Source organism: Spirosoma luteolum (assembly GCF_054778875.1).
This window is the reverse complement of record NZ_BAAGZE010000019.1, coordinates 40,379-60,936: the sequence shown is the minus strand read 5'-3', so window position 1 is coordinate 60,936 and position 20,558 is coordinate 40,379. Positions and strand designations below refer to the sequence as shown.

16 protein-coding genes are annotated in these 20,558 nt (G+C 57.3%); 7 read left to right on the top strand and 9 right to left on the bottom strand.

Going from position 1 to position 20,558, the window contains the following annotated elements; translation table 11 throughout:
- Positions 1–169 precede the first annotated feature (169 nt).
- On the bottom strand, positions 170–4,045 hold the full coding sequence (locus ACYVAC_RS17205) for a beta strand repeat-containing protein (protein WP_461098999.1): 3,876 nt from the start codon (positions 4,043–4,045) through the stop codon (positions 170–172).
- A gap of 930 nt (positions 4,046–4,975) precedes the next feature.
- On the opposite strand from ACYVAC_RS17205, the gene ACYVAC_RS17200 reads away from it, so the two are divergent.
- Entirely contained in the window at positions 4,976–7,966 is a 2,991-nt protein-coding gene (locus ACYVAC_RS17200) for a DEAD/DEAH box helicase (RefSeq protein ID WP_461098998.1), read from the top strand.
- A 72-nt stretch (positions 7,967–8,038) separates the two neighbouring features.
- Positions 8,039–8,215, top strand: coding sequence for a hypothetical protein (locus tag ACYVAC_RS17195; RefSeq protein WP_461098997.1), 177 nt, complete (start codon positions 8,039–8,041; stop codon positions 8,213–8,215).
- 95 nt (positions 8,216–8,310) lie between these two features.
- On the opposite strand, the gene ACYVAC_RS17190 is transcribed toward ACYVAC_RS17195, so the two are convergent.
- Positions 8,311–8,823: a phosphoribosyltransferase family protein gene (locus ACYVAC_RS17190; protein ID WP_461098996.1), complete on the bottom strand. Its 513-nt coding sequence runs from the start codon at positions 8,821–8,823 to the stop codon at positions 8,311–8,313.
- Between the two features lie 137 nt (positions 8,824–8,960).
- Between ACYVAC_RS17190 and ACYVAC_RS17185 the strand changes: the two genes are divergently transcribed.
- Positions 8,961–9,551, top strand: coding sequence for a YcxB family protein (locus ACYVAC_RS17185; protein ID WP_461098995.1), 591 nt, complete (start codon positions 8,961–8,963; stop codon positions 9,549–9,551).
- A 194-nt stretch (positions 9,552–9,745) separates the two neighbouring features.
- Positions 9,746–10,228, top strand: a complete 483-nt coding sequence (locus ACYVAC_RS17180) for a DUF2306 domain-containing protein (RefSeq protein WP_461098994.1) — start codon at positions 9,746–9,748, stop codon at positions 10,226–10,228.
- 73 nt (positions 10,229–10,301) lie between these two features.
- Here the strand turns inward: ACYVAC_RS17180 and ACYVAC_RS17175 are convergent, their stop codons facing one another.
- The 5 genes from ACYVAC_RS17175 to ACYVAC_RS17155 form a co-directional block, all read right to left on the bottom strand.
- Positions 10,302–10,694, bottom strand: a complete 393-nt coding sequence (locus tag ACYVAC_RS17175; RefSeq protein ID WP_461098993.1) for a Dabb family protein — start codon at positions 10,692–10,694, stop codon at positions 10,302–10,304.
- Between the two features lie 50 nt (positions 10,695–10,744).
- The gene (locus ACYVAC_RS17170; protein ID WP_461098992.1) at positions 10,745–11,140 is read right to left on the bottom strand and encodes a type II toxin-antitoxin system VapC family toxin; all 396 of its coding nucleotides are present in this window, start codon (positions 11,138–11,140) and stop codon (positions 10,745–10,747) included.
- Complete coding sequence (locus tag ACYVAC_RS17165) at positions 11,131–11,379, bottom strand: hypothetical protein (RefSeq protein ID WP_461098991.1); 249 nt, start codon at positions 11,377–11,379, stop codon at positions 11,131–11,133. The genes ACYVAC_RS17170 and ACYVAC_RS17165 overlap by 10 nt, the downstream gene beginning before the upstream one ends.
- Positions 11,380–11,479: 100 nt before the next feature.
- Positions 11,480–12,697 carry an NADP-dependent isocitrate dehydrogenase gene (locus ACYVAC_RS17160; RefSeq protein WP_461098990.1) on the bottom strand — a complete coding sequence of 406 codons (1,218 nt, stop codon included), beginning with the start codon at positions 12,695–12,697 and terminating at the stop codon, positions 11,480–11,482.
- Between the two features lie 164 nt (positions 12,698–12,861).
- The gene (locus ACYVAC_RS17155) at positions 12,862–13,815 is read right to left on the bottom strand and encodes an ADP-ribosylglycohydrolase family protein (protein WP_461098989.1); all 954 of its coding nucleotides are present in this window, start codon (positions 13,813–13,815) and stop codon (positions 12,862–12,864) included.
- Positions 13,816–14,001: 186 nt separating this feature from the next.
- Here ACYVAC_RS17155 and ACYVAC_RS17150 point away from each other — a divergent pair, with 186 nt between their 5' ends.
- Both ACYVAC_RS17150 and ACYVAC_RS17145 read left to right on the top strand, forming a co-directional pair.
- Positions 14,002–15,213 (top strand): hypothetical protein, encoded by a 1,212-nt coding sequence (locus tag ACYVAC_RS17150; protein ID WP_461098988.1) that lies wholly within the window; start codon positions 14,002–14,004, stop codon positions 15,211–15,213.
- Between the two features lie 78 nt (positions 15,214–15,291).
- Positions 15,292–16,956, top strand: a complete 1,665-nt coding sequence (locus tag ACYVAC_RS17145; protein WP_461098987.1) for a peptidase dimerization domain-containing protein — start codon at positions 15,292–15,294, stop codon at positions 16,954–16,956.
- A gap of 78 nt (positions 16,957–17,034) precedes the next feature.
- Here the strand turns inward: ACYVAC_RS17145 and ACYVAC_RS17140 are convergent, their stop codons facing one another.
- Both ACYVAC_RS17140 and ACYVAC_RS17135 read right to left on the bottom strand, forming a co-directional pair.
- Positions 17,035–17,367, bottom strand: a complete 333-nt coding sequence (locus ACYVAC_RS17140) for a hypothetical protein (protein WP_461098986.1) — start codon at positions 17,365–17,367, stop codon at positions 17,035–17,037.
- A gap of 350 nt (positions 17,368–17,717) precedes the next feature.
- A complete protein-coding gene (locus ACYVAC_RS17135; protein WP_461098985.1) occupies positions 17,718–18,788 on the bottom strand; it encodes a fasciclin domain-containing protein in 1,071 nt (356 codons plus the stop codon).
- A gap of 366 nt (positions 18,789–19,154) precedes the next feature.
- Between ACYVAC_RS17135 and ffh the strand changes: the two genes are divergently transcribed.
- Positions 19,155–20,474 carry a signal recognition particle protein gene (gene ffh / locus ACYVAC_RS17130; RefSeq protein WP_461098984.1) on the top strand — a complete coding sequence of 440 codons (1,320 nt, stop codon included), beginning with the start codon at positions 19,155–19,157 and terminating at the stop codon, positions 20,472–20,474.
- Positions 20,475–20,558 lie beyond the last annotated feature (84 nt).

Here is a 20,558-nt window from a genome sequence, read left to right as displayed (position 1 = left end):
ATTTTAACCACCCCATCACCGGCCAGTTGCCAGCCGGTTCTCCCGCAAACAACGCCCTGGCACCGATCCCGCAACAAAAAACCCCGGCGACAGGGTCGCCGGGGTTTTACGTGTAACATAGTCTCTCTCTATGTTGTAGGCACTATCTACCTTTTCAGGGTATGCTCAGTTAGCGTGTTTTACGAATTACAACCGGTACACATTTAACCGGGCAGGTGCAGTCGGCCGGGCTGACATACACGACTACGTCGGTGTAGCAGGTACCATCCTGGCTGAACAGCCGCACCGTGTAGGCCTGACGGGCCGACGGATTGTCGAGACCGGCAAACGTTACCGTTCCACCGCTAACCGTTGTTGCCGTGTTATAATCAGGACCCGTGTAGGTTGCTCCGAGCGAGATGCCCGCCTTGGCCGTGTTGCTCAGCGTGGTGAAAGTCACCTTCGCGTCGTTGTTGGCCGTAGCCCCGTTACACGTGGCCGACGTTACAACCGGTGGGTTGTCGTAGGTCGGAGCCGGATTCACCGTTACCGTCACGTCTACGTCGGCCGCGCAGCCCGTCGAGAGCGTACAGGTTGCCGAGTAGGTCGTGGTTACGAGCGGCTCGACCAGCAGCGATGCGCCGGTGTCACCCGTCGACCACAGTACCGTACCCGAGCAGCCGTTCACCGTCAGGGTCGTCGACTGACCAGCGCAGAGTGCTGCCGACGGAGCCGATGACGTTACCGTCAGTACTGGCGTGGGTTGTACCGTTACCGATACGCTGGCAACATCCGTACAGCCCTGACCGCTGATTGCCGTTACCGAGTAGGTACCGCTGGCCGTTACGCTGATGATGGCCGTGGTTGCTCCCGTCGACCAGAGATAGGTGTTGCCACCATTCGCGGTCAGCGAGATTGGCGAGCCCTGGCAGGTCGTCAGGCTGCTGGCCGCGATCGACGCTACGGGGTTGGGGTTCACCGTTACACTGCCCGTGGCCGTGCTCGAGCAACCTTCAGCCGAGGTTGCCGTTACGCTGTAGACCGTCGTGCCGGCTGCCGTCAGCACACCCGTGCTGGCCGATGCACTGCCTGCCGAGGTCGGCGTCAGACCCGTCGAGAAGGCGTAGGTGTAAGTGCCACCGCCTGCCACCGAAGCCGACAGCGTAGCCGTCGTACCGGCGCAGATCGTCGCGCTGCTCAGCGTTACCACGGGGTTGGGGTTCACCGTCACACTGCCCGTGGCCGTGCTCGAGCAACCTTCAGCCGAGGTTGCCGTTACGCTGTAGACCGTCGTGCCGGCTGCCGTCAGCACACCCGTGCTGGCCGATGCGCTGCCTGCCGAGGTCGGCGTCAGGCCCGCCGAGAAGGCGTAGGTGTAGGTGCCGCCACCCGCTACCGAAGCCGACAGCGTAGCCGTCGTACCGGCGCAGATCGTTGCGCTGCTCAGCGTTACCACGGGGTTCGGATTCACCGTCACACTGCCCGTGGCTGTGCTCGAACAACCTTCAGCCGAGGTGGCCGTTACGCTGTAGACCGTCGTGCCCGCTGCTGTCAGCACACCCGTGCTGGCCGATGCGCTGCCTGCCGACGTTGGCGTCAGACCCGTCGAGAAGGCGTAGGTGTAGGTGCCACCACCTGCTACCGAAGCCGACAGCGTAGCCGTCGTGCCGGCGCAGATTGTCGCGCTGCTCAGCGTTACCACGGGGTTGGGGTTCACCGTCACACTGCCCGTGGCCGTGCTCGAGCATCCCTGAGCCGAGGTGGCCGTTACGCTGTAAACCGTCGTGCCGGCTGCCGTCAGCACGCCCGTCGTGGCCGACGAGCTACCTGCCGACGTTGGCGTCAGACCGGCCGAGAAAGCGTAGGTGTAGGTGCCGCCACCCGCTACCGAAGCCGACAGCGTAGCCGTCGTGCCGGCGCAGATTGTCGCGCTGCTCAGCGTTACCACGGGGTTCGGATTTACCGTCACACTGCCCGTGGCCGTGCTCGAGCAACCTTCAGCCGAAGTGGCCGTTACGCTGTAGACCGTCGTGCCGGCCGCCGTCAGCACACCCGTGCTGGCCGATGCGCTGCCTGCCGAGGTTGGCGTCAGACCCGTTGAGAAGGCGTAGGTGTAAGTGCCACCGCCCGCTACCGAAGCCGACAGCGTAGCCGTCGTGCCGGCGCAGATCGTGGCGCTGCTCAGCGTTACCACTGGGTTCGGATTCACCGTCACACTGCCCGTGGCCGTGCTCGAACAACCTTCAGCCGAGGTCGCCGTTACGCTGTAGACCGTCGTGCCGGCTGCCGTCAGCACACCCGTGCTGGCCGATGCGCTGCCTGCCGAAGTCGGCGTCAGACCCGTCGAGAAGGCGTAGGTGTAAGTGCCGCCACCCGCTACCGAAGCCGACAGCGTAGCCGTCGTACCGGCGCAGATCGTTGCGCTGCTCAGCGTTACTACTGGGTTCGGATTTACCGTCACACTGCCCGTGGCCGTGCTCGAGCATCCCTGAGCCGAAGTGGCCGTTACGCTGTAAACCGTCGTGCCGGCCGCCGTCAGCACACCCGTGCTGGCCGATGCGCTGCCTGCCGAGGTTGGCGTCAGACCGGCCGAGAAGGCGTAGGTGTAGGTGCCACCGCCTGCTACCGAAGCCGACAGCGTAGCCGTCGTGCCAGCGCAGATCGTTGCGCTGCTCAGGGTCACTACGGGGTTCGGATTCACCGTTACCGTGGTGCTGGTCGATGTCGGACAGGTTCCATACGACGATGGCGTGAAGGTCACCGAATAAGCCGTTGTGCTCACGGGTGTCACGACAATCGTACTCGTGTTGCTGTTCGTGGTGGCGCCCGTGCTCCACAGCATCGTACCGGCCGAACTGCCGGCGCCGGTCGCGGTTGCAGTCAGACTAACCGAGCTACCGGCGCAGATAGCCGGGTTAGATGGGGTGATGGCCAGCGTTGGTACCACACCATCTTCTACCACAATGGGGCAGCAGCTGGTGGCTCCGCAACCGACACTCGCCGAAGCCGTGTAGCTGTAGCTACCCGCCTGCGTAATGGTATAGCTGTTTCCGGTCGCTACCTGCGTATTGCCCCGGTACCAGATCACGTTGGTAAATTCGGCCGGAACGGTAGCTTCGTAGCCTTCGCCCGAACACAGTTTGACAGGCACTGTCACACAGGCCCGGCTTACGTTGTTGCTCAGGTTGAACTCGGGCTGGCCCGAAACCGGATCGGCCGTTACATAGGCCGTGTTGAAGAGTACACCTTCGGCCTGCGTCTGCAGCGTTACCGATACCGAGCTCGATGCATTGGCGCCGTTGATGGTGCCCAGGTTCCAGGTCAGTACAGTCTGGGTTGCCGTGCCGCTGCCAATGGTACTAACCGTTGCCGCGGGCGACGATGAAATGTAGTTGAAGCCCAGGGCAACGGTATCCTTCACCGTTACTCCCGTGGCTACGTCGGTAGCGTTGGGGGCTACGTTGGTTACCTGAATGGTAAACGTTACGTTGCTGCCCAGCGTAAGCGACGAGGTATTCGCCGTTTTGACAATGCTCAGGTCAGGATCGCCCGACGAGAAGCCCACGTCATTGGCCGAACTCGGATCGTTGATCGCACCGGTGCTTAATTGAATAACAGCCTGATTACCTACCAGAGCCGCATCGCTGTCGATCGCATCGTTCGCGTTATTGTTGACATCCCGCTTGGTCAGCGTGAGGCCTGAGGGGAAATCCGTTCGCCGAACCCGCACCTCGTAGGCCGTGGCGGGTTTGACACCACCGCTCACGTTGCCGCTATCAAACGTATAGGCACCATTCGCACCGGACGTTGTGGTGCCGCGCAGGATGCCGTTTTCATAGAGGTAGACCGGAACGCCAACGACGCCCGGATCGATGGCATCCTGAAGTCCGTTTCGATTGTAGTCCTGAAACAAACGGCTGCCAATCGCGATGGCCCGCTGCGCTGTGCGTCCGGGAGGCCCCCCACCGGGGACTTTAGCCCAGACCACTGTGGTTAGCAGCCAAAGCAGGCTTGCCAACCACAGTGAACCAGACAAGACTTGGTTGAGCTTGTAGGATTTTCCCATAATTGCTGTTAAACTCTCGGTTACATTGATACTAGACTACGGTGCGTGTTACATCAGCATTGCACGTAGGCCGGAGTGACAAACTGAGTGCCAAATTTGCATTTACCCCTCCTTCGTGTATCCAAAACCGGCCAGAAATAAACTATACCTACTAGCATGGTAGATAAATCAGTGGGTTCATTAACCCCACCAGAGGCCTTTGTCACGTATACAACCAAGGCCCTTTGCACAGAACACACTAACAATCAGCCATTTGCCGTATTCGGCCGATCAGATCGGCATGGGTGCCTGCAATGGCATACTGGTGAAGCGGGTCGGGGGGGGGTGGGTTGCCTGAGGGCGGGCGGATTCTATTTGCTGGACAGTTTCCGGGCGTTGCAGCGTGCTTTCCGGGTGCTGGCAGCGCCGGTGTCGGCCTTACTTATTTTGAAGGCAAGGAGACAGTACAGCGAAGATTATGCCAATCGTCGGAAGTGAGCCAGACGGTGTATACCAATCGGTAGTAAGGTGAGGTTGAACGGGGGTTTTCCGGCCGCCGTTGCTACCCAGCTAACCCGTATTTTGGCGGATCTTCCACAGGCTCAGCGGCCCGTGGTGCGCGGATCATTGAATCTGTGGGTACAGGTCGCCAGCCGGCAACAGCCGCCCAGTTGCCGGCAGGGCAACGGACCAGACCATCCGGTCTGTCGGCAGGTACCAGCGATGACCTTTCGGGAATTATGGCCAGGGGCCGGCCGGCGTTTGGCTTTTTTGTTTCTGTTCGTATATTTGGCGCCTGTACCCATACAATTTTACGGGTAATTCATTCATTACGAACTGCTTGCGCCAACCGCTCTGCGACGGGCCGGCAGCCTCCTTTTCCACCTTTTCGCTAGTTGACTTTCGGCCTTCATTAGGCAACTGGGTTAGCCGGGTCAGCTTTACCGTGACATGAAAGTTTCGCCGACCCAACCGTTCCAGATTGTCTACTCGCTGCATCAGCACGAGTTTTTAGGCTATCTCATCGGCGCGTTCGTGGTTCAGCGGAACGGCAAGGGCGAACTCACGCTGCAAAACCAGACCCTGTCGACGCAGAACGTGAGCGAGTTTGCCCACGGCCTCGACGAACTTGATTTTGAACTGGTTCGGCTGATCGAGGGCATCCAGCAGGATGTGATCGTCAAGAAATTCAATAGCCGCAAACTCCCAACGGTCGATTTTTACCTGAAATACTTTGACCCCCACAAAGGCGACAAAGTCGTACAGGAAGCCATTTGCAGTTACCTCGAAACGGTCAAGTCGCGCATTATGGGGCTCATGACCGACAAGCCCTTTTACATCATGGGCAACGACGGTAACCCGGCCGGCGAACCGATCCAGTGGTTTCCCAAACCGGCCCGGGTGCATTTCCATTTTGAGCGCAACAGCCACTCAACGCACTATTTCCCGCGCATACGGTACCCAAACGGCACACTCAAACCCGATGGCCGGGAAGAAACGGACCTGGTGGAATTTCAGAATCGGGGGGCGCTGATGATCTGCGATGAACCAGCCTATATGCTGGTCGGCACGCGGCTCTATCACTTTCAGAAAAACGTGGACGGCAAAAAACTCCGGCCGTTTTTCAACAAGAACCACATTGTTATCCCGCGGAATATCGAGCAGCAGTACTTCGAGCGTTTTGTGATTCCTCTGATTGCGTCGTACGATGTGATGGGAAAAGGCTACGGCTTCGAAATCAGGCACGAGGTACTTCCGCCAACGCCCATACTGACCATCTCCGACTCGGTAGCCGTCAGCAAACCGGTATCGCCGGGCCTGTTTGGCGACGCCATTGATACCGACGACGAGTCGGGCCAGCGCATTACCTTCGACCTCTCCTATCAGTACGGCGCGTTCAGCTTTCGCTTCGACAGTCTGGGCGGGTCGGCCAATGTCAGTCTCGAAAAAGTGGGCGATGGGTATGTATTTCACCGCATTGCCCGCGATCAGAAACTGGAGCGGCAGAAGCTGGCGTTTTTGCGCGACCTGGGCCTCGACATCCGCCACGGCCGGCTCAATCTGCCCAAGTCAGAAGCCTTCGACTGGCTTAGTGCCAACACAACGGCCGTGCGCGAAGCCGGCTTTATTCTCGAACAGAACAGTCAGGATACAAAACGGTACTTTCTGGGCTATTCGAGCATTGCTGTTTCGATCGAGGAAGGCCGCGACTGGTTCGATATTTACGCCAATGTGCGGTTCGGCGAGTTCGACATTCCGTTTCTGAAACTGCGCAACCTGATTCTGGCGCACAAGCAGGAGTTTACACTGCCCAACGGCGAGATTGCCGTGATTCCGGAGGCCTGGTTTACGCGCTTTTCGGAGCTGTTCGGTTTTATGGAACCCGCCGGTGGTATCGATGGTGACCCCGATCGGCTGGTGCTGTGCAAACACCACCTGGCGCTGGTACAGGAACTCGAAAACGATAACCTGGCCACGACCGTTATGAGCCGGAAACTCGAACGCCTGCGCGATTTTCAGGAGATCGAGCCATTTCCGCTCCCGACCGACTTCATCGGTACGCTGCGCCCCTATCAGCAGGCGGGCTACGACTGGATGAACTTCCTGCGGCAATACCGCTTTGGCGGCTGTCTGGCCGACGACATGGGGCTTGGCAAAACCGTGATGACCCTGGCCCTGCTGCAGGGTCAGAAAGAAGCGGGTACCAAAGAGCCATCGCTGCTCGTTATGCCTACCTCGCTGCTCTACAACTGGGAACTCGAAGCCCGCAAATTCACGCCCCACCTGCGGGTGATGGTTTACACGGGTACCTACCGCGACAAGAACACGGCGCAGTTCGACGACTACGATTTGATTCTGACGTCATACGGCATTGTCAGGATCGACATTGATTTGCTCAGCGACTACCGCTTTCACTACGTTATTCTCGATGAGTCGCAGGCCATCAAGAATCCGTCGTCGCACATTACCAAGGCGGTGATGCACCTCAACGCAGCCCACCGCCTGATTCTGACCGGCACGCCCCTCGAAAACAGCACCATGGATCTGTGGGCGCAGATGAGTTTTATCAACCCCGGCCTGCTGGGTAGTCAGTCGTTTTTCCGCAACGAGTTTCAGATTCCGATCGAGAAGCGGCACGACGAGGCTAAAACCAACCGGCTGTATACGCTCATCAAGCCTTTTATGCTCCGGCGCAACAAGACGCAGGTCGCCACCGACCTTCCGGCCAAAGTCGAGAGCATTCTGTTCTGCGACATGACCCCCGATCAGGCCGAGCAGTACGAAGAAGCCAAGTCGTATTTCCGCAACCTGATTCTGGAGCGTATTGAAGAAGAAGGTATGGCGCGATCGCAGATGGTGGTGCTGCAGGGGCTGACCAAACTCCGGCAGATAGCGAACCACCCGCGGCTGGTCGACGCGGATTACGACGGCGATTCGGGCAAGCTTTCCGATATGCTGATGCGGCTGGAAACGGCCATGACCGAACACCACAAAGTTTTGGTGTTCAGCCAGTTTATCAAGCACCTCAACGTGGTTCGGCAGTACCTGAAGGAGAAAAACATCCGCTTCGCCTACCTCGACGGCTCAACCACCGACCGGCAGAGCCAGGTCGAGCTGTTTCAGACCGACGAAACGGTGAAGCTGTTTCTGATCTCGCTGAAAGCCGGGGGGCTGGGCCACAACCTTACAGCGGCCGACTACGTCTTTATTCTGGACCCCTGGTGGAATCCCGCCATCGAAGCGCAGGCCGTTGACCGCGCCCACCGCATCGGCCAGCAGAAAACGGTATTTACCTATAAGTTCATTACCAAGAACACCGTTGAGGAGAAAATCCTGGCCCTGCAGCGGGCCAAGCAGCAACTGGCCGGCAGTCTGATCACAACCGAGGAGAATTTTATCAAGTCGCTTACCAAGGAAGACATCATGGTGCTTCTTGAATAAACTTTCTGTGAACTTCCGTCCGCTTTTTAGTTAGTAGGCTGAACATTAGTCACCATCTCAACACGACACAGCATGAACGCAAAAAGCATCATCGGCATTTTACTGACTATCGTCGGGCTTATCGGTCTTATTTACGGCGGTATCGACTTCACCAAAGGTGGCGTAGCCCAGGCTTCGTTTGTTTACCTGATTCTGGGTGCCATTTTCTTTTTCGCCGGCATTAGCCTGATTCGCACCACGAAAGGCTAACCGTCTCCGGTCTATTACCAGTATAACGGGCACGCCCTGCGCCGAAAGCCATTCAGGCTGTTCAGCGCAGGGCGTGCTCTGTAAGGACCGTACCCTTATTTCAGGTACACGCCCACGCGGCTGTCATCGCTAAGCACAACCTCCACATGTTCGCTCAGCGTCGTGCTCAGTTCATAGCCTTTATAATCGGCGGCAACCGGATAGCGGGGGTGGTTACGGTCGATCAGCACGGCCACCTGCAGCTTGCGCACCGGCACACTCAGAAACGGCTGCAGGCAAAACGCCAGCGTCCGGCCCGTGTACAGCACATCGTCTACCAGAATCACGACACCGTCGGTGTAATCGGCAGCGGGGCGGTCGATCTGAACGGCGGGCTGGGCCGTTTGCTTTTTATCGAGACTCAGCTGAATCAGGTCGACTGTGAAAGGGGCAATGGCCTGCAATTCGGCCGCCAGCGCCTGCGCCAGTACGAAGCCTTCGCCCGCTACGCCGGCCAGCAGCACGGCCGACTCCTCAAAATTATTTTCGTAGATCTGAAAAGCGATACGCCGAATCTTCTGGCGGATTTGCTCGGCCGTCAGCGTCAGGGCAGGCTGGGTAGATTCCATACAGGGGCAAAACAGGTTTCGGCTGCAAAGATGCTAAAAGTAGACGGGAGTCGAAGCCTGCCCGCGCTGCCGCAACGGGCCGCTTGTATCAGTTGATCGCTCCCGTTGACTATCTTTGTTCTTTATTTAAACCAGGTATGATTGTTAAGACTAAAAAATACGCACTGGACCAGAAAGTCTATATAAATCTGGCCCTGAAACAGTGGCTCCGCGACAACTGGAAGTGGGGGCTTATTCCGCTCGCGCTGATCGTACTCAATATCGTTCTGTATGCGACCGGCACCTTCGACCATTACTGGCCCGCCATCGTTATTTTTCTGCTCACTGTCATCTACGTCCTGTTCTGGGCGGTTCAGATTACGGGTATTGCCCAGATGGAGCAAAGCAAAGCCTTGTTTCAGAAATACATCTACGAAATCGACAGCCGCCAGATTCTGATGCGGATTAATGCCAAAGAAGGCGGCATTCTGAAGTGGGAGCAGATTGGCAGTGTGGAGAAAGCCGCCGATGCCTACATCCTGTATCTCGACAATGCCGAAGCCATGAAAAACGTAAAAGCCAGCTGGCTGGCCAAATACGTGACGAAGGGGCTGGCTAAAGCGCAATTTCTGTATCTGCCCTTCAGCATCTTCAACAGCGAGCACGACCAGAAATTTACCGAAGCTATTCTGCGCCGGAAAGGCCTGATGGCGGGTGCTTCCTCATCCGACGAAGTACTGGTGAAATAAGCATCGGGTTTTCCGATTCGTCCGGCGCGCCCGGTTCTGTCTGACGACGGGGCCGGGCGCGCGCCCGTTTACGGGCTAAAAACCCCGGTTCGTCGGACTCAGGCCGGGGTTTGTCAGGTTCTGGTTTCGCGGGCAGCGGTCAGCCTGTAGGTTAGCGTCACCAATAAGCACGTAACCCCTACCGCATTACATCCATGATTCACGCTACAGCCGGCCTTATCCACTTAGTATCTGCTTTACTGGCTATGCTTACCGGCAGCCTTGTGCTGCTCCGACCCAAAAGCGGTTTATGGCACCGGCGCATCGGGTATGTCTACGTAGCCTGCATGCTGGTGCTGAACAGCACGGCTTTCCTGATCTACCACCTGTTCGGCCGTGTAGGTCCCTTTCATATACTGGCTATCTTCAGCACGCTTGGTTTACTGGGCGGCATGCTGCCTGCCCTGTTCCGGCACCGGGTTCGAAACTGGCTGTATTGGCACTACTTTTTCATGAACTGGTCGGTTGTGGGGCTGTATGCCGCTTTCTGGGCCGAACTGCTGACCCGAACCCTGCCCATGGTACAGTTCTGGCCCGTTGTGGTGGGAGCCACTGGCGTTACGGCCGCTGTCGGCAGCTACCTGATCCGACGCCATGCAGCCCGACTGCTGCCGCCCAAACAGCCCCGTCTGGCCTAGGCTACGCATAGGGCCACAAAAAACCCCTGCCAGCCCGGGGCGGAACAGGGGTGTATACACGGGCAAACCTGACCTATTTGGCCTGGTTGGTAAAATCGACCACCGTCACGTCGGCCAGCCAGGGGCCTACAATGCTGCCAAAGGCCTTGTGGGCGGGGTGCGGCAGGTAGGCATCCCGATCTTTTTCGGAATCGAAGGTCAGAATAAAGGCGTGGGTCAGGCCCTTGTCGTGTTTTTCGGGACTGTTGTTGGTACCCCACTGAAAGCCCTTGATCTCTTTGATTTTCGACGGCAGCGCTTCGAACGCGGTCAGAATCTCGGTTAGTTTTTCGGGCGTTGTTTCGGGCTTGAATTTAAACAGCACAATATGCTGCACAGCGGCTTGTTTCATTGTCTTTTTGGGTGGTTTAGCCATGGCGCCAACGGACAGCAGGGCCACCAGCAGCAGAGAAAGAATTGGTTTCATCGGTTGGGGGTTTATTGAAACGGTAAAGCAATGTAAACGACCGACAACAATCAGGCTGTCAGCTGGTCCGGCGTAATAAGCTGCAGTTGATCGATACGGGAAAAATGGCGCACGTTGGCCGTAGCCAGCGGAAGTTTGTGGGTAAGTGCAGTGGCAGCAATCAGAATATCTTCGGCGCCGATCAGCTGGTTAGCCGCCTTCAACAGGGCGTAGATATGGGCAGCCGTTCCAGCACAATCAGCATCGAATGGCAGGATGGTTTGCCGGGCGAAATAAGTCAGCCAGAAGTTATCCTTTAACCGATCACCCCGTAGTACCTCATACCGCACGATAGCCGGAATCTGTACCCTATATCGTGCGGTCAGTCGAAACAAAAACGTATGCCGTTTATCGCTGGCCCGAAAATGATCGATCAGCACCGATGTATCGATACACACTAATTCCATTGGTTGAGATGCTGCCTTTTGTCCTCAATGAAACGAAGGTCCTCTTCCGTTGCCACCGGAAACGACAGGAGCAATGTCTGCTCGTCGGTCAGGTCCGTTTGAGCAGTCGCTACCTCCGGTGCCGTTTCCACATACTGTAGAATAATCACTTCAACCCGATCAGTCTGAAAATCGGTCGGCAGGTCGATAACAATCTGTCCGTGTTCGTTTGGTCGGATTATCTTTCTGACAGCTTGCATGATACGTATGCGGAGTTGGTAAAGCAAGATACACATTCAACAACAAAAAGCGGGTTAGTCTCTGGTGAAACTAACCCGCTTCGCTACCGGTCAGGCCCGCTTAGGCCAGTTTCGTCTGCAGGTTGGCATCGAGGGCTTCGAGGAAGTCTTCGGTATTGAGGTAGTGCTCACCCGCCACCAGCTTGGTACCGGCCGGATAAGCCGACAGGGCCAGGTCTTTGGTCATTTTGCCGCTTTCGACCGTTTCAACGCAAACCGCTTCGAGGGCGTTGGCGAAATCGATCAGGGGCTGGTTGTTGTCCAGTTTACCCCGGAAAGCCAGGCCGCGCGTCCAGGCGTAGATCGACGCAATCGGGTTGGTCGACGTTTTGTTGCCTTTCTGGTATTCGCGGTAGTGACGCGTTACGGTGCCGTGGGCCGCTTCGGCTTCCATGGTTTTGCCATCGGGCGTAACCAGTACCGAGGTCATCAGCCCCAGCGAGCCAAAGCCCTGCGCTACGGTATCCGACTGTACGTCGCCATCGTAGTTTTTGCAGGCCCATACAAAGTTGCCTTCCCACTTCAGGGCCGAGGCAACCATGTCGTCGATCAGGCGGTGTTCGTAGTGTACTTTACCCGCATACTCGGCTTCGTAGATTTCCTGGAAGATATCCTTGAAGCGACCGTCGTATTTTTTGAGGATCGTGTTTTTGGTCGACAGGTACAGCGGCCAGCCTTTGTCGAGAGCCACGTTGAAGCAGGCGCGGGCAAAGCCCCGGATCGACTCGTCGACGTTGTACATGCCCATGGCTACGCCACCCCCTTTGAACTGATAGACGTCGAACTCCTGAACCGAGCCGTCTTCGCCTTCAAATTTCATCGTCAGTTTGCCGGGACCTGGTACTACGAAATCGGTAGCGCGGTACTGATCGCCGAAGGCGTGCCGGCCGATGATAATCGGAGCAGTCCAGTTGGTTACCAGACGGGGCACGTTTTTCATGACGATCGGCTCCCGGAATACCGTACCATCGAGAATGTTGCGGATGGTGCCGTTGGGCGACTTCCACATCTGCTTCAGGTTGAATTCCTTCACGCGGTCTTCATCGGGCGTGATGGTGGCACACTTGATACCAACGCCATATTCTTTGATGGCATTGGCGGCATCGATGGTTACCTGATCGTTGGTTTCGTCGCGATATTCGATACCGAGGTCATAGTATTTGATATCAACGTCGACGTAGGGCAGGATCAGCTTGTCTTTGATAAATTTCCAGATAATCCGGGTCATTTCGTCGCCATCCAGTTCAACCACCGGGTTGGCCACTTTAATTTTCTCCATTGGACTTGGGTATAAACAGTTATAAGAAAGACTCGTATTCGGGTGTAAAAGTAGTGAATTAGGCCTAAACGAACGCGCCGATGCCGTTGCCTGCCGTTACAGGCAAAGCGTCGGTCGGCGGGATTATACCGGCATGAGCCGATCCGAACGGCCCGGTACTGGCTTTAGTGGGGCTGCCAGCGGTTCAGTTGGGCGATCAGCGACCAGATCATCGGCAGGCTGGCCAGCGTTTCGATCCAGTCGGCCGGAATGGCCTCCACGCCGTATCCGAACCCCGCCAGGGCACCCGTTACGGCACCGGTGGTGTCTGTATCGGAGCCGAGGTTGACGGCCTTCAGCACCGCGTCGGTGTAGGTATCGGTGGTGAGCCAGCACCAGATGGCAGCCTCGAGGGTGTGCAGTACGTAGCCACTCGATTCGATAGTCTGCTCGGGCGCATCGGCCAGGGTGCCTCCCAGTAGCCGGTCGAAAGCCGGTAGCTCCGCCGTGGTATCGGGCCGGCCAGACCAGTAATCGCCCGCGAGCCGGTTGGTTTCGGCGTACGCTTCCGTTTTCCCATACCCCTGCCCGATGAACCGCATCAGTTCGAGGTAGTAGAAGCAGGCCATCACCGACCGCACATGCCGGTGCGTGGGCGCCGAAAGCCCTTGGGCCCAGTCGAAACGCTCGTCAACAGGTTTGCCGGTCAGCAGCAGCACCGCCGGCGCTATCCGCATCAGCGAGCCATTGCCGTTGCTGTATTCATCGCTGCCCCCCGCCCGTTCGGGCAATACGCCCTGCCGGAGCCGCCCGATGGCCTGAGCGGTGCCAATGCCGATATCGAACACGGTGCCATGGGGTGTCCAGCGGTTTTCGTAACGCCAGCCAACCATATTGGTAGCCAATCGGCCGGTCAACCCCGCTTCGTCGCCAGTGGTGAGGGCGTCGGCCAGGCAGAACGTCAGTGACGCATCGTCGGACCAGGTGCCGGGGGGCTGCTGGTGGGTGCCGTAGCCGCGCATCGACACCACCGGATCGGCCTGCACCTCGGTCCGACTACAAAATTCGACCGGAACGCCCAGGGCATCGCCAGCGGCCAGGCCCAGCAACATACCGCTCACACGGCTTTGATGATACATAGTAATCTGATTTGTGTGGAAGGGCGAATATCGCAATCAGTATCTGAAAGGGGGCACCTACACAGGTATTGTTTCAGCGTGAGCCGGGTCGCATCCGCAAACATGACCATCTGATCGATAAAGCAACGGGGCGGGCCGGCGGTGGTTATTTTTGCGGTTTTACCCCATCTACCCAACGGTTACTTTATGCCTCAATCGTTCTACAAAGCCGCTATCCGCGTCATATACATCAGTCTGCTCGTTGCCTTCGGGCTCACCATCCCCGGCTACGCCCAGTTATTCTTCACACCCGGCTACGCAGTTTCAGCATCGGGCGATACGCTGAAGGGCGACCTGCGGGCGCCGGATGTTTACCGGGTCGACTTTCGGGCGCCCGGTACCGACAGTATCCGAACCTACACCCCTGCCCAGCTCCGGCGATACCAGGCAGATGGCCAAGTGTATCAGTCCGTTCAGTTCAGGGAGTCAGGCGTTGACAAAGCGTATTTCATGCTCGAGCGCGTCAGCGGACCGGTTAGCCTCTACCAACTGTTTCGCCCTGACGGTCGGCTGACCCACGCCATTCGGCTGCCCGATGGTACGTTTGTACCCCTGCGCGGCAACCTCACCCTGCTCACGCTACGCAGCACCCTCACTGCATGCGTAACGCCCGCGTTTACCAGATTACTCGATGCACAGCTGTTCGAGGGCACCAACTTCGGTCTGACGCGTATAATCGACCAGTATAACCGATGCGTGGCTCCCACCCACACCGCCCGGCAAACAACGACTAAAAAGCCTTTTCGCTACGAACTGGGGCTGTCGGCCGGTCTGGCCCGCAACCACTGGTCGTACGGGCGGGCGGGCCATCGGAACACAACCTACTACAATCCCAGCGGAGCCTACAGCCCCGACTATACCGTGGCGCTGGGCGGTTTCGTTACGCTGGCTCCGCGCAAGCGGCTCTCGGCAACTATCGAACTCATGGGTAGCGCCTACCAGGGCAGTCGGCTGGTGCCGCTCACCGACCCACTGGACCCGAGCCGCATAGCCCCCCGAACCTATTCGTTTCGCGAAACCTATCTGACGCTGCCCATCACAGGTCGCTACGTTTTCATCGACAAAGCCGTGCGATGGTATGTCCGGGCCGGGCTAGGTCCCTCGCTCACAACCATCCACCGGGCCCTGTTCACGTTCGACGGGTATTCCGATCCGATCGACCTCCCCATTCTGCACCGAACCAACATCGGGGTGGGTTACCTGCTGGGCGTGGGCGCCAACCTGCTGATTGGCCAGAAACAGCCGTTGTACCTCGAAATCCGGGCCATGCCGCACTCGGTGCTGGATGGTGTCAGCAACATTGCCACGTCGCACTCGCTCCAGCTCAATCTCAGTGTACCATTGCTGAAGCGGTACTAACCCTCGGCAGACATGCATAATTTTCCGTATCTTCATGAAGCAAATACCCCAACCTAATACACATAATTTTGCTTTTCGATGAAAATACATTACGTTCTACTGATTGCCCTGACAACTGTGCCGGCGCTCCTGTTCGGGCAGGCCAAAAAAGCCGCCAGGCCCGACGGCCGGATCGACAAACTCAAGGCTGAAGTCGCAGCGGCCGTCGACGCCCGGAAGGATCAGGCGCAGCAGATCAACGACATGCTGTTCAGCTTTTCGGAGCTGGGCTTTCAGGAGCAGGAAACATTTACGTACCTGACCACGCTGCTCGAGAAAGAAGGGTTTACCATCCAGAAAAACATCTCGGGCATGCCCACCGCCTGGATTGCCACCTGGGGTAGTGGCAAACCCGTGATCGCCATTGGCTCCGATGTCGACTGCATTCCGAAAGCGAGCCAGAAGCCGGGCGTGGCCTACCGCGACCCCATTGTGGAGGGGGCACCCGGGCATGGCGAAGGCCACAATTCGGGGCAGGCGCTCAACATCGTGGCGGCCCTGTCGGTCAAACGGCTGATGGAACGCGACCATATTCCGGGTACGCTGATGCTGTGGCCGGGCGTTGCCGAAGAATTGGTAGGGGCCAAAGCGTTCTACATCCGCGACGGCTATTTCAAGGATGTCGATGCCTGCATTTTCACCCACGTGGGCGACAACCTCGTTACGTCGTATGGCGATGCGGGCAACAACGGCCTGGTGTCGGTGAAGTTTACGTTTGAAGGGTCGGCGGCCCACGCGGCCGGAGCCCCCTGGCGGGGTCGCTCGGCGCTCGATGCCGTGGAGCTGATGAACGTGGGCTGGAACTTCCGGCGCGAACACCTCGAACTGACGCAACGCTCGCACTACGTCATTGCCGACGGGGGCGACCAGCCCAACGTGGTGCCATCGAAGGCGGCTGTCTGGTACTATTTCCGCGAGCGCAGCTACCCCAAAATCAAGAAACTGTTCGAGACAGGCGTGAAAATGGCCGAAGGAGCCGCCCTGATGACCGACACTAAGTTTAGCTACGAAATTCTGGGCTCGGCCTGGCCGGGGCACTTCAACAAACCCATTGCCGAAACCATGTACCAGAACATCCGGAAAGTGGGTTTGCCTGGCTGGTCGGCCGAAGACCAGCAACTGGCCAAAGCCACGCAGAAAGAACTGCAGGCGCGCAAGGTAGAAGGACTGGCCATAAAACTCGACAGCATTGGCCTGCCCGCCAGCACGGCCCCGACGGTTATGATGGGCGGCCAGACCCTGGTGCCGCTTACGGGTGGCTCCGACGATATTGCCGATATATCCTGGTCGCTGCCAACCATCGTGCTGCGCTACCCCAGCAATATTCCCGATCTGCCCGGCCACCACTGGAGCAACGCCATTTCAATGGCCACGCCTATTGCCCACAAAGGCATTGTAGCGGGGGCTAAAGCCGAAGCGATGACCCTGATTGATCTGCTGCTGAAGCCCGAGATTCTGAAGAGTGCCTGGGCCTACTACAACGACGAGCAAACCAAAGAGCAGAAATACACGCCCTTTATTTCGCCCAAAGAGTTTCCGGCCGTGTACCTGAACCAGAAAATCATGGCTGAGTTCAAGCCTAAACTCTCGCCGTTCTATTACAACCCGGCTAAGTATAAGACTTACCTCGAGCAGTTGGGCATCACCTACCCCACCCTGCGCGACGATCAGCGGGCCGAGTTGCAGAAAAAAGCGAAACCCTGAAAAAAAACCGGGCCCGGTACCAACGCGGTACCGGGCCTAATAACGTAGTGGCTGGCCGACAGCAAAAACAGCAGCCTGTTATTTCGAGCGATTACGATGTGCCAGATTGATCTCGCGCACCATCGTCATAATCCGTGACCAGCAACGGCCAATGGCTTTTTTATCATGGGTCTTGGCGGCTGCTGCCGGTGCCGCCGTCGTCGCTTCCGATTTGGCGGGCGTATTGCGGGCCAGCAGCGCCGACTTATTATCGCTGCCAGCAGGCTTATAGGCGAGCGAGGTAGCGACGGAATTCTTTGCGGCAGGAACCTGTGTATCGATTCCGGCCCGAACCGGCGTAGCCAGTAAGGTTACGATCAGTAAGGCGGGAGCCACCAGGGCGTTCAGGCAGATTGTTGGCTTCGTTTTCATCTGAGTCAGTTCGTTGGTGTCAGTACGGTGTTCGGTAAGCAGGTAGGTAAAAAAGATAATATGTACCAAATTTATAGAAAAATATAATAATAAACATCCATAATCCCATTTTTATCAGACCGACACATCCAAATAAATGAATGAATTGCCGTTATTTGGCCAAATAATTATAGCCCTTCCGGCCCGATGTCAGGATACTGTACGGCAAATAACGGAATGAGTACGTATATATTGTTATCCGGCCATACGTATTCCGCAATTATGTAAAACCCGGGTTACACCCTACTGGACGGTCGCAAAAAAAACGCCGGACAGTTCTGTCCGGCGTTTTTTTCAGATACGCAGGCCGATTATTTCGGCAGTAGTACCCGGTCGATGACCTGAAGTACCCCGTTGGAGGCACTCTGATCGGCCTGGGTGATATTGGCCACGTTGGTCCCGTTGCCTTTGCCCAGCAGCGTTACCTTGCCGCTGGCGACGTTGGTCCGCAGGCTGGTTCCCTGGGCCGTAACTACATCGGCTCCATTCTGGAAGGTCTGCGAGTAGGCCTGGTATTTAAGCACATGATAGAGCAGCAGATCTGAGATTACGGCCTGGTCGGCTTTCTGGATAGCTGCAGCATCGGCATAACCGGCCGCTTTGAAGGCATCGTTCGTTGGGGCAAAGACCGTCAGACCGTTTTCGGTAGCGCTGTTGAGCAGTGCCTGCGTCGACGCGTTGGCCCGATCATAAGCGGCTCCGAAAAGCGACAGGTTGGTATTCGCTTTCGCCAGTGCCACCAGATTGGTGCTGGCTGGTTTCAGTACGGTGTTGATGATATGTACCACACTACCCACCGTTGGGTTATCGCCCTGAATGATCTGTCCATTGTTGACGCGGATATCACTCATGCTGGCTTTATAAACGGCAATTCGGTTGTCGGCCAGCGTGCTCTGATACGAGGTGTTGACCGCCGTTGGAATAGCACTCTGATCGATCCGGGAGCCGACTACGTGGTAGCGGAGAATGCGTTGCAGGTCGCTCGGCGATGCACTGTTGATGGCTGCGGCATCGGCATACCCGGCTGTTCTGAAGGCATCATCCGATGGCGCAAAAACCGTAATACCCGATTTGTTGAATTCGTCGACCAGGCCGGCGCGGGCAATGGCGGCTTCGAGCAGGTTCAGGTTATCTTTCTGATTGATGAAGGTTACCGTTGGAAATACGGTTGCACCCGGTGTTGTTGTACCGGATCCTGGTGTTGTCGTACCCGATCCTGGCGTAGTCGTGCCGGATCCCGGCGTGGTCGTGCCGGAGGTAGGTGGCGTCGTTACGGGGTTGGGATCGACCGTGCTGTTTGAGCAACTGGTCAGGAATGGCGCTGCGGCAAAGGCCAGCAGCGTGGCGACCCTCAAGAGGCTGGAGCGAAGGGCAAAACGCATACTTTGAGTAAGTTTAGTTGGACAATTACACACGAACTGATTGTACTAAACCATGTTAGCGTATAATTGTTGGCGACCGCCCGCTTCTATTCTGGTAGCGACCCCCCCGGCCATTGCCAATTACGCACTGATAATCTGTCATTTATGCATAAATCCGCGACCCTGAAAAAAGTTACACAAAAGTAACCGGCACAGGTCGGTTCCGGCGGTGGTCGGGCGCCTGAAACCCCGCTCCGGCCAACCGTCCGGCAGCCCATTCTGCCCCCTTTCTAAACCCGCCGGCTCATTGCCCGGCGGCACCAAACCGGCTCAACGCCAATAGCCCGCCGGAAACTGCTATATTTGTGGTACTGTTTGTTATAGACTATGTTCGAGAATCTTCAGGATAAGCTCAATAAGGCCATCAAGACCCTGAAAGGGCAGGGCCGCATTACCGAAATCAACGTGGCGGCCACCATCAAGGAGGTGCGCCGGGCGCTGACGGATGCCGACGTCAACTATAAGGTTGCCAAAGAAATCACCGACCGGATTCGCGACAAGGCGCTCGACCGGAAAGTGCTGATTTCGGTGGAGCCGGGGCAGTTGTTTGTCAAGATCGTTCAGGAAGAGCTGACCGAACTGATGGGTGGCGAAGCCCAGCAGATCAATACCAAGGGCGATCCGGCCGTGATTCTGATTGCCGGGCTGCAGGGGTCGGGTAAGACCACCTTCTCGGGTAAGCTGGCCGCCTACCTTAAAAAGCAGGGACGTGGTGTGCTGCTCGTTGCCGATGATATCTACCGGCCGGCCGCTATCGATCAGCTCAAGGTGCTGGGCGAGCAGGTCGGTGTAGAGGTTTATTCGGAACCCGACAACAAGAACGCCGTCAGCATCGCGCAGAACGCCATCAGCCACGCCCGCAAAACGGGCAAGAAAATCGTGATTGTCGATACCGCCGGTCGTCTGGCTGTCGACGAGGCCATGATGCAGGAAATCGAGGCTGTCAAACGCGCCATCAATCCGGCCGAAACGTTGTTCGTAGTCGACTCCATGACGGGGCAGGATGCGGTCAATACGGCCAAAACCTTTAACGAGCGGCTGAACTTCGACGGTGTGGTGCTGACCAAGCTCGACGGCGATGCCCGCGGTGGTGCCGCCCTCTCGATCAAAACGGTGGTCAGCAAACCCATCAAGTTCATCAGCACGGGGGAGAAAATGGAAGCGCTCGACGTGTTCTACCCCGACCGGATGGCCAGCCGGATTCTGGGCATGGGCGACGTGATTTCGCTGGTCGAGCGGGCGCAGCAGGCGTTCGACGAAGACGAAGCGAAACGCATCAACGCCAAGATGCGGAAGAACCAGTTCGACTTCGACGATTTTCTCTCGCAGCTGCAGCAGATCAAGAAAATGGGGAACGTCAAAGACCTGCTCGGCATGATTCCGGGCATGGGCAAAATGGTGAAGGACCTCGATATCGACAACGATTCGTTTAAACCCATCGAAGCCATCATCAGCTCGATGACCCCCAAAGAACGCGGCAACCCCGACATGATCGACGGCAGCCGCAAGAAGCGCATTGCGGCCGGGAGTGGCACCAGCATCACGCAGGTGAACAACCTGCTGAAGCAGTTCGACGAGATGCGTAAGATGATGAAGAAAATGAATACCATGCAGGCATCGGGCAAGCTGAGCCGGCTCATGAAATAAACCCGGATCGGGTTACTGATCAGCGGCTGCTCCACCCCGGGGCAGCCGCTGTTGTTTTGAGGGGTACAGGGCCCGTCAGTGGGA

What these genes read in the sequence shown, in the direction of transcription:
- ACYVAC_RS17205 (WP_461098999.1), bottom strand. Translation starts at nt 4,045, where the DNA reads ATGGGAAAATCCTACAAGCTCAACCAAGTCTTGTCTGGTTCACTGTGG.
- ACYVAC_RS17200 (WP_461098998.1), top strand. Translation starts at nt 4,976, where the DNA reads ATGAAAGTTTCGCCGACCCAACCGTTCCAGATTGTCTACTCGCTGCAT.
- ACYVAC_RS17195 (WP_461098997.1), top strand. Translation starts at nt 8,039, where the DNA reads ATGAACGCAAAAAGCATCATCGGCATTTTACTGACTATCGTCGGGCTT.
- ACYVAC_RS17190 (WP_461098996.1), bottom strand. Translation starts at nt 8,823, where the DNA reads ATGGAATCTACCCAGCCTGCCCTGACGCTGACGGCCGAGCAAATCCGC.
- ACYVAC_RS17185 (WP_461098995.1), top strand. Translation starts at nt 8,961, where the DNA reads ATGATTGTTAAGACTAAAAAATACGCACTGGACCAGAAAGTCTATATA.
- ACYVAC_RS17180 (WP_461098994.1), top strand. Translation starts at nt 9,746, where the DNA reads ATGATTCACGCTACAGCCGGCCTTATCCACTTAGTATCTGCTTTACTG.
- ACYVAC_RS17175 (WP_461098993.1), bottom strand. Translation starts at nt 10,694, where the DNA reads ATGAAACCAATTCTTTCTCTGCTGCTGGTGGCCCTGCTGTCCGTTGGC.
- ACYVAC_RS17170 (WP_461098992.1), bottom strand. Translation starts at nt 11,140, where the DNA reads ATGGAATTAGTGTGTATCGATACATCGGTGCTGATCGATCATTTTCGG.
- ACYVAC_RS17165 (WP_461098991.1), bottom strand. Translation starts at nt 11,379, where the DNA reads ATGCAAGCTGTCAGAAAGATAATCCGACCAAACGAACACGGACAGATT.
- ACYVAC_RS17160 (WP_461098990.1), bottom strand. Translation starts at nt 12,697, where the DNA reads ATGGAGAAAATTAAAGTGGCCAACCCGGTGGTTGAACTGGATGGCGAC.
- ACYVAC_RS17155 (WP_461098989.1), bottom strand. Translation starts at nt 13,815, where the DNA reads ATGTATCATCAAAGCCGTGTGAGCGGTATGTTGCTGGGCCTGGCCGCT.
- ACYVAC_RS17150 (WP_461098988.1), top strand. Translation starts at nt 14,002, where the DNA reads ATGCCTCAATCGTTCTACAAAGCCGCTATCCGCGTCATATACATCAGT.
- ACYVAC_RS17145 (WP_461098987.1), top strand. Translation starts at nt 15,292, where the DNA reads ATGAAAATACATTACGTTCTACTGATTGCCCTGACAACTGTGCCGGCG.
- ACYVAC_RS17140 (WP_461098986.1), bottom strand. Translation starts at nt 17,367, where the DNA reads ATGAAAACGAAGCCAACAATCTGCCTGAACGCCCTGGTGGCTCCCGCC.
- ACYVAC_RS17135 (WP_461098985.1), bottom strand. Translation starts at nt 18,788, where the DNA reads ATGCGTTTTGCCCTTCGCTCCAGCCTCTTGAGGGTCGCCACGCTGCTG.
- ffh (WP_461098984.1), top strand. Translation starts at nt 19,155, where the DNA reads ATGTTCGAGAATCTTCAGGATAAGCTCAATAAGGCCATCAAGACCCTG.